9 protein-coding genes and 1 pseudogene are annotated in these 13,730 nt (G+C 47.4%); all 10 read left to right on the top strand.

The annotated features are described in order from the left end of the window. The first annotated feature begins 56 nt into the window (after positions 1-56). Complete coding sequence (locus tag ACO08K_RS18850) at positions 57-1,895, top strand: phosphoenolpyruvate carboxykinase (GTP) (RefSeq protein WP_421798322.1); 1,839 nt, start codon at positions 57-59, stop codon at positions 1,893-1,895. 205 nt (positions 1,896-2,100) lie between these two features. Beyond that, positions 2,101-2,427 (top strand): annotated as a pseudogene (locus ACO08K_RS18855) (virulence RhuM family protein); the annotation flags it as partial. A 205-nt stretch (positions 2,428-2,632) separates the two neighbouring features. Further along, the gene (locus ACO08K_RS18860; protein WP_421797965.1) at positions 2,633-4,462 is read left to right on the top strand and encodes an ABC transporter ATP-binding protein; all 1,830 of its coding nucleotides are present in this window, start codon (positions 2,633-2,635) and stop codon (positions 4,460-4,462) included. Between the two features lie 322 nt (positions 4,463-4,784). After that, positions 4,785-5,375: a hypothetical protein gene (locus ACO08K_RS18865; RefSeq protein WP_421797966.1), complete on the top strand. Its 591-nt coding sequence runs from the start codon at positions 4,785-4,787 to the stop codon at positions 5,373-5,375. 315 nt (positions 5,376-5,690) lie between these two features. After that, positions 5,691-8,201 carry a YbcC family protein gene (locus tag ACO08K_RS18870; protein WP_421797967.1) on the top strand — a complete coding sequence of 837 codons (2,511 nt, stop codon included), beginning with the start codon at positions 5,691-5,693 and terminating at the stop codon, positions 8,199-8,201. 4 nt (positions 8,202-8,205) lie between these two features. Next, positions 8,206-10,077: a proton-conducting transporter membrane subunit gene (locus tag ACO08K_RS18875; RefSeq protein ID WP_421797968.1), complete on the top strand. Its 1,872-nt coding sequence runs from the start codon at positions 8,206-8,208 to the stop codon at positions 10,075-10,077. A gap of 523 nt (positions 10,078-10,600) precedes the next feature. Continuing rightward, positions 10,601-11,629 (top strand): sensor histidine kinase, encoded by a 1,029-nt coding sequence (locus ACO08K_RS18880; protein ID WP_421797969.1) that lies wholly within the window; start codon positions 10,601-10,603, stop codon positions 11,627-11,629. Next, positions 11,626-12,351, top strand: coding sequence for a LytR/AlgR family response regulator transcription factor (locus tag ACO08K_RS18885; RefSeq protein ID WP_421797970.1), 726 nt, complete (start codon positions 11,626-11,628; stop codon positions 12,349-12,351). The genes ACO08K_RS18880 and ACO08K_RS18885 overlap by 4 nt, the downstream gene beginning before the upstream one ends. Before the next feature lie 49 nt (positions 12,352-12,400). Continuing rightward, a complete protein-coding gene (locus ACO08K_RS18890; RefSeq protein WP_421797971.1) occupies positions 12,401-13,159 on the top strand; it encodes a M15 family metallopeptidase in 759 nt (252 codons plus the stop codon). A gap of 102 nt (positions 13,160-13,261) precedes the next feature. Beyond that, positions 13,262-13,624, top strand: coding sequence for a rhodanese-like domain-containing protein (locus ACO08K_RS18895; RefSeq protein WP_421797972.1), 363 nt, complete (start codon positions 13,262-13,264; stop codon positions 13,622-13,624). The last annotated feature ends 106 nt before the right edge of the window (positions 13,625-13,730 follow it).

Below are 13,730 nucleotides of genomic sequence, written 5' to 3' on the forward strand. Positions count from 1 at the left end.
ACCATATTTTCTAACCCAAAACAGGCATTGACATGTTACAGGAAGAAGCATTAACCATGAAAAACCCATACACCGGTTCCTTCAAGGAACTCAAACGCTGGCTCGAAAAAACGATCGAGCTCTGCCAACCCGACGAGGTGCAGCTCTGCGACGGATCGGAAGCGGAGTACAATTCTATGACCGAAAAACTGGTCGAAAAAGGTACTTTCATCCGCCTCAATCCCCAAAAATGGCCCAACAGTTTCGCTTGTTTTAGCGATCCCAGCGATGTTGCCCGGGTAGAAGACCGCACCTACATTTGTAGCATCAACCGCTCGGATGCAGGCCCAACCAACAACTGGGTGGAGCCCAAACAAATGAAAAAGACGCTCGACCCGCTGCTCAAAGGATGCATGAAGGGCCGCACAATGTACATCATTCCCTTCTGTATGGGGCCATTGGGTTCCGAGTTGTCTCGGTATGGCATCCAGATTACCGACTCGGAATACGTAGTAGCCAACATGCGCATCATGACACGCATGGGCAGCGCGGCTTTGGCATACATTGAGAAAGAAGAGGAATACGTAAAATGTTTGCATACCGTGGGGGCGCCACTGGCTCCCGGGCAAGAGGACAGTTCCTGGCCTTGTAATCCTACCGTAAAATACATCGTGCACTATCCCGAAGAACGTTCGATCGTGTCCTATGGTAGTGGCTACGGGGGCAACGCTCTCTTGGGTAAAAAGTGTTTTGCCCTGCGGATTGCTTCAGCACTTGGCCGTGCGGAGCACTGGCTGGCTGAGCACATGTTGATCATGGGCGCAGAATCGCCAGAGGGAGACAAAACCTACATCGCAGCAGCTTTCCCCAGTGCGTGTGGCAAAACCAACTTTGCCATGATGATCCCACCAACGGGGATGGAGGGCTGGAAAATCACCACCGTTGGCGACGACATTGCCTGGATTCACCGGGGTGAAGGTGGTCGACTCTTTGCGATCAACCCCGAAGCCGGGTATTTTGGGGTGGCCCCAGGTACCAACCTGAAAACCAATCCTAACGCCATGGCTTCCATTGCCAAAAACACCATCTTCACCAACGTGGGGGTTACGCCCGATGGCGACATCTGGTGGGAAGGCATGAGCAAAACGCCGCCAGCCAACTTGATCGACTGGCGCAGACAGCCCTGGGACCCTGCAAGTGGCAAACCTTGCGCGCACCCTAACGCCCGCTTTACCGCACCAGCTGGCCAAAACCCGGCGATTGATTCTGAATGGAACAATCCAAATGGCGTACCAATTGGGGCCTTCATTTTTGGCGGTCGGCGGAGTACCACTGTGCCTTTGGTGGTGCAATCGTTCAACTGGAACTTTGGGGTTTACCTCGCAGCCACCATGGGCTCTGAAATGACCGCAGCAGCCTTTGGCGAAATTGGCAAGGTGCGCCGCGACCCTTACGCCATGTTGCCCTTCCTGGGTTACCACCTCGGCGACTATTTCAACCACTGGCTGGATTATGGCCGCGATTTGCCGAACGCACCCCGGATTTTTGGGGTCAACTGGTTCCGCAAAGACGAAGATGGCAACTTCATTTGGCCCGGTTTTGGTGAAAACCTGCGGGTGCTGAAGTGGATCATTGGCCGCATCAAAGGCCAGGCCGCAGCGGTCGAAAGCCCGATTGGCTGGATGCCCCGCTACCAGGATTTGGACTGGACCGGGATAGAAAATTTCACGGAAGCGGACTTTGATAAGATCATGTCCATCGACCGCGAAGCCTGGAAAAAAGAGGTAATCAACCACGAAGAATTGTTCGCTACGGCATATGATAAGCTGCCCAAGGAATTCCTGTTTATGCGGGAATTGTTGCTCTCCGCACTGTGGAGATCTCCTGAGAAATGGGGACTGGCGGCGGAGAGATAGGTTTTATTGAAGTTTGGATATGAATTGAGGGTGCCAGTTGAGCGGGAGTTCGGCTGGCATTTTTTTATCTTTTAATTACTTTTCGCTACAGCAACAGATCATTAGCTATTTGTAAACACAAAAAATTAATTCATTTCTTTTTTAAAAACATATTATCTTTGTTTGCGTCTACCTCATAGCTAAAGGCCTAAAGAAAGTGCACCAAATGAACACCAGCGAAATCCTCATCTATCAAAACCCAAACGGCCACATCAAAATCGATGTGCGGCTAGAGGACGAAACTGTTTGGCTTACGCAGTCACAAATGGCGCAGCTTTTTGGGAAAGACAAACGAACGATTTCTGAACACATCGGCAATATCTTCAAAGAAGGCGAACTGGAAGAAAATTCAGTTGTCCGGAATTTCCGGATAACTGCCACTGACGGTAAAAACTATGATACCCAGCACTACAACCTTGACGTCATCATCTCCGTCGGCTACCGCGTAAAATCTCCCCAAGGCACCCAGTTCCGCATCGGAGCAACACACCGTAGAGACGCACGGCCGTGCGTCTCTACAATCCGGCATCATCCGGCATTTTTTGCATTGCTCCAGTTTTCTAATGCACTCAATTAACCCCTTCACCCTCCCACTTGAAACCAGACTAAAGCATAAAGTGTTTATCTTCTTTTCACCAACTTGAACATCTCCCTGAGTGCGAGCAGCCTTGCCTCCATTCAGGCGCACCACCTACAATATGAAACTACTTTTCCGCTACTTCGCACCTTATCGTTGGCTTGTCATACTGGTACTGTTACTGGCAGCCATCAACATCGGGTTTTCGTTGATTGACCCCATCATCTTTGGGAAGTTGGTCACTTTGGCTTCCAATCATCAGGTGTCGTCTACGCCTCCTGGAGCATTTGACTGGCAACGCTTCCTGTTCATCAATGAGAATGTCACCGATCAGGCTGGGAAAACTGTGATGGTGTATGGCCTCATGTGGTTGCTGATCGGCTCCATTTCGGTGGCCATGGTCAGCCGCATTGCCAAGGCCTTTCAGGATTATTTCCTGAACCTCATCACCCAGAAATTCGGGGCCACCATCTTCACCGATGGCTTGCAGCATGCCATGAAACTGCCCTACCAGGAGTTTGAAGAGCAGCGCAGCGGCGAAACATTGGGCATCCTCCAAAAGGTGCGCACCGATACCGAGAAGTTTATTTCCACCTTCATCAACGTGTTGTTCCCTGTCATTGTAGGTATTGTATTTGTGGCTTTGTATGCATTCAACAAGCACTGGAGTTTGCCGGTGATCTACTTTGGCGGCATTTTTTTACTCACCTGGGTGTCCAACCTGCTGAGCAAAAAAGTAAAGGCCATCCAGAAGATCATTGTCAAACAGACCACCTCTTTGGCGGGTGCCACCACCGAATCGTTGCGCAACATCGAGTTGATGAAAAGCCTTGGTCTGACCAAACAGGAAGTCGAGCGCCTCAATAAAAACACCTTCAACATCCTCAAGCTGGAACTCACCAAGGTGAAGCGCATCCGCAGCATCAGCTTCGTGCAGGGTACCTTTGTCAACACCCTGCGGCAACTCATTCTGTTCATGCTGATGTGGCTGGTGTACAAAGGTCAATTGGCACCTGGCGAAATCGTGACCATGCAGATTTTTTCCTTTTTCATCTTTGGCCCTTTGCAGGAAATTGGCAACATCATCCTCAGTTACCGGGAGGCCGAGGCTTCACTCAATAACTTTGAAAACTTGATGAAAAAGCAGCCCGAAGCCGAGCCCGCCGAGCCCAAGCCCCTCGGTGATATTGAAACCTTGGAGTTCCGCCATGTGGGTTTCCGCCACCAATCGGCGCAGCAAAATGCCCTTAACGACATCAGTTTTCAGGTAAAAACCGGCGAAACGATCGCCTTTGTTGGCCCCAGCGGCAGTGGCAAAACCACCTTGATGAAACTGCTCGTTGGTTTGTACCGCCCTCAAAACGGCAGCATCCTTTACAACGGCCTCGATGAGCAATCCATCCATTTTGATGACTTGCGCCGTCAAATCGGTTTCGTTACCCAAGACACGCAGCTCTTCTCTGGTACCATCCGGGAAAACCTGCTTTTTGTGAACCCTACAGCCACCGAAGCTGACTTGCAACGAGCATTGACCAAAGCATCTTGTAACACCCTGCTGGCTCGTGCTGAAAATGGCCTGGATACGACCATCGGTGAAGGTGGCCTAAAACTCTCTGGTGGAGAAAAACAACGCATCTCGATTGCCCGTGCCTTGCTGCGCATCCCTAAACTCCTGCTGTTTGACGAAGCTACTTCTGCCCTCGACTCCCTCACCGAGGAGGAAATTACTGATACCATCCGGGAAATCAGCGCGGAAGGCCGCCAGATTACCCTACTCATTGCCCACCGCCTCAGCACCATCCTGCATGCTGATCGCATTTATGTGTTGGAGAAAGGAGATATCGTAGAGACGGGATCTCATGAGGAGTTGCTGGCTGAAAAAGGTTTGTACTACGCGATGTGGCGGCAGCAAATTGGGGAGCGGAAGGAGAAGGTGTTTTCGATGAATTAGGGAGAGGGTAGCTGAGGGATTTCGTGGAAACATGAGCCATCCCGAATTTACAAGTATCACAAAGAAAAAATGAGCACAAAGAACTCAAAGGAAGCACAAAGGACACAAAGACGCGATTTTGACAAAGCAATACGCCTAGACTTTATCTTATTTTGGATGCAAAGCCTTGTCAACGTCTCACCTTTGTGTCCTTTGTGCTGCCTTTGGGGTCTTTGTGCTAAATAAATGTCGCTTTATGTTTTCTGAAAAATTCAGTATGACTCATGTTTTTGCTGGGAGAAAAAATTGCGAAGCGTAGCATTTTTATAAAATCGAACCGAAAATGAGAGCACTAATGATTGGCTTTATTTTTCTAACAACAACAATAGCTCGTGCTCAATCCTATTCGCATGAAACTTTTTGTCACCTGGTTAAAAAAGATACCATGGACTTAGCGTTATTTTGGTCAGATCACCCCAAGGTTCATGCGTTGATACAAAGAGATACAAAGGCTACCACATTTATCTGGATTGAGCGGGTCCATGGCTCAAATACCTCCAATCTGACCATGGCGAACATTGGAACATTTGGTAAGGTAGCAGTTCGATTTTTCACCAATGATGAATTTAAAAAAGTGGATACCCTTTTTTACGACGGTTTTGCTGGTTTAAACTTATTAAAGCTTGCTCAGAATTATGAATCGGGCAATTACGGTTTGATTTGTCCTAAAAGTACCAATAACAAAAGCACTAATGCATTTTTCATCTTTGAAAAAGGAAGTCAAAAGTTTGCACTTTTTTCGGGTATGGATTTTTTGTCGGAAGTGCCTCCCCTTGACGGGGCAATTGCCATAAATGCGATTACTATATTGGAAAGTATATTTTCTAAATTCGACACAACCTTGAGGCCAAAACCTAATAAAAAAAAGCACTAACCAGCTCTTGCAATGCTTGTAATCCGAAGGACGCTGCCTCATTATTAATGATGTTATGTGGTCGTTTTGATTATGATTTAAAAATTATTTTTAGGATGTACTTGATACCTCCAATCAACTGCTTGACAGATTAGTCCTGCTCCGCCCCCCAACTTCGCCCCCCGAATTTGCCCGCTTCGACCCTTTTTCCACACTTCAAATTTGTCTCCTGCGGTCTTAGACCAATAACTTTGTGTTGGATCAACACTAAGCGCGATTTTTTGTGCTTTGACCCGAACGAAGGCACCACAACTACTTTAAGAAAAATCATCCGCGATGAGTCATTCTATTGAATTGCAAAAGGGGTTTGATGAGCATCAGGTTGTACATGAGCTCAAGCACTACCTACCTGCGCAGGCTCCCCTGAAAGACTTCGTGCACCACAACACCCTGCACGCCTTCCAGCACCTCAAGTTTGAAGAAGGCACCCAAAAAGCAGCCACGATTTTTGGCTACAAAGTCAGTCTTTCCCTTCAAGAGTTTCGCGATTTGTTCCAGAAAGGGCGCATCAATCGCCAGGTATTGGACAAAGTGATTGTGGAGCGCAAAGGGCAGGCACAACACGCCGAGTGGCTCCAGAAATTGACCAAAAACGATTATCCCAAAGAATTTGATCCCCGGATAGGGGAGTTGCGAGACCACTGGAAGCGGGTCTACAACCTGGATATGGATTCCCTGGTGCATCCATTTCTGTTCCGCCTCTTGTGCAGTTTTATGGATCAGGGCATTTCCATCTGGCCCTTCCCGGTGAACGAAAAAGGGTTTTTATCAGCCATCCGGCGGATGGAGCGGCACAGCAAGGTGAGTATTTTCCGCCGCAAACGGGCCAAGGAATTGCTCTTGGGCTCAAAGTGTGAAATCAGCGAGCTATTGAAAATTCTGGTAGGGGACGAACAACTATTTGAGCATTACCTCTACGATCAGCAATTTGCACACCAGGGCTGGTCGGGCATGATTTCAACCGTAGAAGACCAACCACAGACGCTGTTGGACACCCGCAAAATCAGCTTACATGACCTGATTGTATTTGAATTGTTGCTGGAAATTGATACCCTAGATTTTGTACAAGGTAAAGATTGGCAACCCCTGGGCAGCAAACTCAAAGAACGCCCCCAGCCGCTTTTTGACAAAATCCCTTACTCCGAACAAAACGAAGTGCTCAGCATATGGCAGGAAGCTTTTGAGTGGAGTTATTTCGATCAAGTTTTGGCGGGTATTCAAATTGAGCAAGTCAGCAACAAAGTCATCAAAGACAAGAGTTTTCAAGCGGTTTTTTGCATTGATGATCGGGAATGTTCACTGCGCCGTTACCTGGAGTTGATGGATCCCAATTGTGAAACTTTTGGTACGCCTGGCTTTTTTGGTGTGGAGTTTTACTTTCAACCACAAGGAGGGAAGTTTTTGACCAAATCCTGCCCTGCTCCCGTCAATCCCAAGTACCTGATTCGGGAAGAAGAATCCAGCAATCGCCTGGAGCGCGATCTGTATTTCAATAAACACAGCCATTCCTCGATCGGAGGTTGGTTGGTTTCTCAAACCCTGGGTTTTTGGGCTGCCTTAAAATTGTTCTGGAACATTTTCCGGCCCTCCATGAGCCCAGCTACGGCTTCTTCGCTGAAGCACATGGACAAGTACTCCAAATTGACCGTCGAATGTGGCGAGCATCCCGAAAAACACCAGGGCTTGCAAGTGGGGTATACCGTTGAAGAGATGGTGAACCGGGTCGAAGCCGTGTTGCGAAGCATCGGTATGGTCAAGGATTTTGCATCGCTGATCTACATCGTCGGGCACGGTGCCAGTAGCCTCAACAACCCCTACTACGCTGCTTACGATTGTGGTGCCTGTAGTGGCCGGGCGGGCTCAGTTAATGCGCGGGTGTTCAGCTACATGGCCAATCACCCTGAGGTACGGGCTCAACTGGCTGAGCGTGGCTTGCACATTCCCAAAGAGACCCAATTTGTAGGTGGTTTGCACGATACCACTCGGGATGAAATCGTTTTTTATGACGAATACGACCTTTCGCCCATCAATTTTGAATTGCATACCCAGAACGAGGTCATTTTTGAAAACGCCCTTGATTCCAATGCCAAGGAAAGATCCCGGCGTTTTGACTACATTGATACCCGTAAATCGCCATTAAAAGTACACGATAAGGTGTTGTTGCGTTCGGTGTCCTTGTTTGAGCCGCGCCCCGAACTCAACCACGCCACCAACGCCCTTTGTATAGTGGGGCGCAGGCATTTGTCGCGCGGTTTGTTTCTGGATCGTCGCTCCTTCCTCAACTCTTACGATTACCAAATTGACCCTGAAGGTAAATATTTGTCCAATATCCTGAATGCTGCCGCTCCGGTATGTGGCGGGATCAACCTGGAGTATTATTTCTCGCGGGTAGATGACCAGAAATTGGGGGCAGGTTCCAAATTGCCACACAACGTAATGGGCCTATTTGGCGTAGCCAACGGGATCGACGGGGATTTGCGGCCGGGTTTGCCCACCCAAATGACGGAGGTGCACGATCCTTTGCGGCTGCTCATCATTGTGGAACATTACCCAGAAGTAGTGTTGACCAGTATCCAAAGATCGGCCGCTACGTTTGAGTGGTTCATCAACGAATGGGTAAATTTGGTGGTGGTCCATCCGGAGACTAAAGCGATGTCCCGGTTTAAAGATGGGAAATTTACACCCTATGAGCCAATCACCAAGACCTTGGAAACCGTTGACGATATGGTGCCGCTGTTTGAAACCCACGCGGAGAATTTCCCGGTTTATCTAATCGCCGAAAACTAAGATGATGGATCAATTATTGCCAATATTTATTCTCTTGCCCTTGTTGGGCTATGGCATCAGTTTGTTTGTACCAGACAAGAAGGAGGACACCATGTCCTGGATTACCTTCCTCACGATTGGTTTACACGAATTGTTTGCGTTTGGATTCACCATCTTTTGGTTGTTGGGGGACCATAAGTTACAAACAACCAAAGAAATTACCTTGCTACAAACCGACCAATACAAGTTCGATTTTACTTTGATGTTCGACAAAATCACTGCGGTGTATTTGCTCACCGGGGCGTTTTTAACCTTTTTGGTGACCGTTTACAGCCGTTATTACCTGCATCGCGAGGGGGGCTACAAACGCTTTTTCAATACCATTCTTTTTTTCTACATAGGTTACAACATTGCCATTTTCTCGGGCAATCTCGAAACCTTGTTTATAGGTTGGGAAATACTGGGGATTGCTTCTTTTTTATTGATTGCATTTTACCGCGACCGCTATTTGCCAGTGAAAAATGCGGTAAAAATCTTTTCCATTTACCGCATCGGCGACGTGGGCTTGATCCTGGCCATGTGGATGAGTCATCACTTGTGGCATGAAAGCATCACTTTTGAAAAGTTGGACAATTTTCAGTTGGTTAGTGATCAATTGCAGTCCCATACCTGGATTGGGGTTTTTATTTCGGTGATGATTTTAATCTCCGCAGCGGCGAAATCGGCACAATTGCCCTTCTCTTCCTGGCTGCCACGCGCCATGGAAGGCCCTACTCCCTCCAGTGCGATTTTTTACGGCTCTTTATCAGTACACTTGGGCGTATTCCTCTTGCTCCGCACCTTTCCTTTTTGGGAGCATCAGTTTTCGGTACGCATCCTGATTGCCCTATTAGGTTTAGCCACTACGGTAATTGCCATCGGAGTCGCCAGGGTCCAATCTTCGGTAAAAAGCCAGTTGGCCTATGCTTCGATTGCGCAGATTGGTTTGATTTTTGTTGAAGTGGCAGCAGGTTTTCATATTCTGGCACTGGTTCACTTTGCCGGAAATGCGTTCTTGCGCACTTACCAACTGCTGGTTTCACCCTCCATCGTGAGTTATTTGATCAAAGAGCAGTTTTACAAATTTATCCCCCGGCAAAAGTCGATGGAAGGTAAGTTGTTGTCCAATAAAATGGAATATGCCCTGTACATTATGTGCATCAAGGAGTGGAACTTGGATGCATTCATGTACCAGTATTTGTGGAATCCATTGAAGCAATTGGGTAAAAAAATGGACTTCCTCAATCTCCCTCTCCTGCTTTGGTTTTTCATCCCTACCTACCTCATAGGCTTGTACTTTTTGCATTTTGCAGAAGGGTTTATTTCTCCCACTGCTCATGCTTATTTGCCAGTCACTTTTGCCTTCTTTGGATTGATCATGGTGCTGAAAGCCTTCTCAGAACGCCTCCACGCCCGACTCAGCTGGGTCTTAGTTATCATGAATCATTTCTGGATTGCCTTGGCGGCCTCTTACAACGAGCAGTTTGATTTTTTGCAGGTCTACATCTACCTGAGTGGAGTGGTCATCGCAGGTGCTGGGGGTTGGGTCATCCTCAACTGGCTCAAAAAACGAGAAACCGTTAATCTGGATCGTTTTTATGGGCACGTTTACGAACACCCAGTGGCGGCATTTCTGTTTTTTGTGTGTTGCCTGGCCTTATCTGGGTTTCCCATCACGCCTACTTTTATCGGGGAGGATTTAATTTTTAGCCACATCCACGAAAATCAGGTGGTTCTAGCCTTGTTCGTGGCCTTGAGCTTCATCATTGATGGCTTGGCGATCATTCGCATTTATGCCCGGGTGTTCCTGGGGCCACACAGTAAAAACTACCACTCGATTGCATACCGATCTTCATAAATAATTGTCTTTAAGAGTGTAATATGCTAGGCTGGCTCATCTTTGGGTCAGCCTTTTTTTATGGCAAAAAAAAAGCGCCCCAGTGGGAGCGCTGCGAAGTTTGGATGAATATGAAAACTTGCTGGCATGGTTTTCAGGTGATTTCTTGAAACAAAACTAAAATCATTTTTTTTGCGGTGTTTTTTTTGTGGTCAAACCCTTAGATCGGGGGCTGAAATGCCGTATTTTGGTTTTTCCAGGTAAAAAAAACGGAATTCATACAAGAATCGTAACTATTTAGCAGCCGCCTGCGGCGGAATTTTTCACCACAAAGGCACAAAGGCACAAAGACATTAAGCTCTAAAATGTTGTGTCTTTGTGCCTTTGTGCCTTTGTGGTGAAAAAATTGACTATAAAATCCACCGCAGGTGGATGGGTGCTAAATAGTTACCAAGAATCACATTTTTGTCGTTTTTGACCTCAAAAAGCCTAGATTGATTGCAGATACTGCGGCATCTAGCCCCAAATCCTTACCTTTGAGTTCATGATTAAGAGAATCGCCAAGCATATCCTTTTTTGGGCCATCATCTGGTTGTGGACAACCATTTTGTGGATGAATATGGATTGTGAGTTCTCTAATATTGCCTGGGCCAGCTTGTTTCGCCTGCCTTTGCTGATGGCGGCTACCTATTTCAATAACTATTTTTTGATCCCCCGTTATCTGGTCAAGCAACGCAATTACCTGGCTTATGCAGGTTTGTTTAGTTTATTGGTTGGCACCCATTGGTTGTTGGATCGCTCCTGGATGTTGTTGTGGGTTTTTTCGGAATTTATGGAGGACCTGGGGTACAATTTTTACTTTTTTTACTACCTGCCCAACCTGCAAAACCTCTTCGTATTCCTTTCGGTGATGCTCTTCGCGGCGGTGATCCGTTTCTCCCGTATTTGGTACGAAACGGAAATGACCACCCGCAAACTAGCTGCAGAGAAACAGGCGACAGAGTTAGCTTTCCTCAAAGCTCAGGTCAATCCGCATTTTTTGTTCAATACGCTCAATAGTTTGTATGCATTGGCAGTAGAAAAAAACCAGGAGGAATTGGGGCAAAGCATCGCTTCCCTGGCTGGTTTGATGCGTTACCTCACCTATGAAAGCAATGCTGAAAAAGTGCCCCTGCGCCGGGAAATTGACCAGATCGGCGGTTTTATCGAAATTCAACACCTGCGCCTGAGTGATGACGACGACGTGATCATCAGCCTCAATACCCAAGGGGAGATGGATGGAAAAATGATTGCCCCAGCCATTTTGATTCCCTTTGTCGAAAATGCACTCAAACATGGCATCGATGTGACCAAGCAGTCGATGGTGAAAATTGACGTGACGGTGGAAGGACGGATGTTGTATTTCAACACCAAGAACACCAAACAGGTGTCTACTTCTCTGAATCAGGAGGGCATTGGGTTGGAAAATGTCCGCAAACGCTTGGCGCTCCTGTACCCAGACCGCCACACCCTGCGGATTGTGGACGAAGCGGATTATTTCTCTATCCACCTTAGCCTTAGTTTGGACGAATGAAAGAAGTACTGATCATCGACGATGAACCCAAGGCCATTGAGCTGCTGAGCAACTACGTCAACCGTTTGCCTTGGCTGAAATGTGTAGGTACTTATCGCAATCCATTGGAAGCACTGGCATTTTTGCAAAGTCACCCTGTCGATTTGCTCCTGCTGGACATTCACATGCCCCAAATCTCCGGGGTGGAATTTTACCGCGCCTTGCCCGACAAACCCAAGGTCATCTTCACTACCGCCTACTCCGAATACGCCGTGGCCAGCTACGAGCTGGAAGCGCTGGACTATCTGGTTAAACCGATCACTTTTGAACGTTTTTTGCAGGCGTGTGGTCGTTGCAAAGAAGCTCCGATCAGTGCCAGTCCTGGTATCGAAAGCAGCCCTACTGCACAGGAAATTTTCATCAAAAGTGGCCCCAAACTCTACCGCCTGAACTGGGAAGAGGTGTTGTTTTTGGAAAAAAGTGAAAACTACGTGGTGTTTCACACCCAGGATCGGAAAATCCTTAGCCGACAAAACATGCAGGATGTGCAGGAAATTCTGCCCGATTTTTTCTGCAAAATCCATAAGTCCTACATCATTTCGCTGCGGCATTTGAATGTGGTTGAGCGGCATCAGGTGAGTATTGGCAAACACGAAATTCCGATTGGCCAGAGTTATCGGCCCGCGTTTTTTAAAATATTGTCGGAAAGATGGGGGCAGGATAAGGTGTTTGATGGGGTGTAACATCACAACAATATTTTCTGTTTTTCCCTATTTTTGTAAAAAAACAAACATGCCAATTCTTTTTCTCTTCATTTCCTTTTTCTGGCCCATCCCCAATCCACCTGAACTTCCCGCAGGCATTCAACGCCTCCAAAAAGCCTACCCCGATTTCATCGTCAAAGCCGACGCCAACAGCATCACGCTGAAAGATGGCACCGTATTCAGTTATGATGATGGGAAAAAAAATAAAAGCTTTCAGGACTTGCTCGATCAGCCGGACTTGGAAGACCAGTTTCGGTACGACTATCCCTCCAAATTCCCGGGTAAGGATGGCCTGCCGGTCAACAACGACCCCGGCCGCATTCGCTTTATGCCCTTTTACATGAAAATGTACGGCAATACCCAGGAAGAGGTACGCGCCAACCTGCGCGAAATCGTATGGCTACCCAAAACCATCGGAACCAAAATCATGGTGACCAAAGTGAACGGCGTAGACAAAAAGCTGGAAGCCATTTCTGCCGAACTCGATCAACTCCCCGGCCTGAAACAATACCTGGAAAACCCCGGAGGCACCTTCCTTTGGCGGGTCATCAAGGGCACCAATCGCCTGAGCATGCACAGCTTTGGCATGACCATCGACATCAACGTGAAATACTCCCACTACTGGCAATGGGATTGTAAATGCACCAACGAAGATGCCAAATTGGGCTACAAAAACAGTATCCCCAAGCAGGTTGTTGATGTGTTTGAAAAACATGGTTTCATCTGGGGTGGTAAGTGGTACCATTACGATTCGATGCATTTTGAATACCGCCCGGAATTTCTGTAAGGGCAATCCTGTGTGGTTGCCCCATTGCAGGCAACCGCAAGGGTTGCCCCAATCATCAAATCAAGGGCACCCGCGAGGGGTGCCCCTACGAAATCATCAACCATGAAAACAATCTTTTCCCTGTTTCTACTCATCGGCTTGACTTCCTGTGTTCAAGCTCAATCGCCAGGCATCATCACCCAAGATGTGGCGACCTTCAAAAAAACCATCCAATCCAAAAAAGTACAATTGGTAGATGTGCGCACTCCTGCTGAATTCAGCGAAGGAAGCATCGAGGGAGCTCAAAACATCGACGTGAAAAACGCGGAATTCAAAACCATGGCGGCCAAACTGGATCCCAAAAAACCAGTAGCCGTGTATTGCCGTTCGGGTATGCGTAGCGCCAATGCAGCCAATATTTTGAAAGAAATGGGCTTTAAAAAAATTTACAATTTGGATGGAGGGTATTTGGCGTGGACGAAGTAAGTGAAAAGTGAAAAGTGAAAAGTGAAAAGTGAAAAATTAAGCGGTAGAAGTCCAATGCTGTACTTGCTTTTCACTTTTCGCTTTTCACTTTTCACTTACTTTGTAA

Origin of the sequence: Haliscomenobacter sp. (assembly GCF_965225875.1) — a bacterium.
Taxonomy (GTDB): Bacteria; Bacteroidota; Bacteroidia; order Chitinophagales; family Saprospiraceae; genus Haliscomenobacter.

Coding starts and splice junctions, on each gene's coding strand:
- ACO08K_RS18860 (WP_421797965.1), top strand. CDS start 2,633: ATGAAACTACTTTTCCGCTACTTCGCACCTTATCGTTGGCTTGTCATA.
- ACO08K_RS18870 (WP_421797967.1), top strand. CDS start 5,691: ATGAGTCATTCTATTGAATTGCAAAAGGGGTTTGATGAGCATCAGGTT.
- ACO08K_RS18865 (WP_421797966.1), top strand. CDS start 4,785: ATGAGAGCACTAATGATTGGCTTTATTTTTCTAACAACAACAATAGCT.
- ACO08K_RS18880 (WP_421797969.1), top strand. CDS start 10,601: ATGATTAAGAGAATCGCCAAGCATATCCTTTTTTGGGCCATCATCTGG.
- ACO08K_RS18885 (WP_421797970.1), top strand. CDS start 11,626: ATGAAAGAAGTACTGATCATCGACGATGAACCCAAGGCCATTGAGCTG.
- ACO08K_RS18895 (WP_421797972.1), top strand. CDS start 13,262: ATGAAAACAATCTTTTCCCTGTTTCTACTCATCGGCTTGACTTCCTGT.
- ACO08K_RS18850 (WP_421798322.1), top strand. CDS start 57: ATGAAAAACCCATACACCGGTTCCTTCAAGGAACTCAAACGCTGGCTC.
- ACO08K_RS18875 (WP_421797968.1), top strand. CDS start 8,206: ATGGATCAATTATTGCCAATATTTATTCTCTTGCCCTTGTTGGGCTAT.
- ACO08K_RS18890 (WP_421797971.1), top strand. CDS start 12,401: ATGCCAATTCTTTTTCTCTTCATTTCCTTTTTCTGGCCCATCCCCAAT.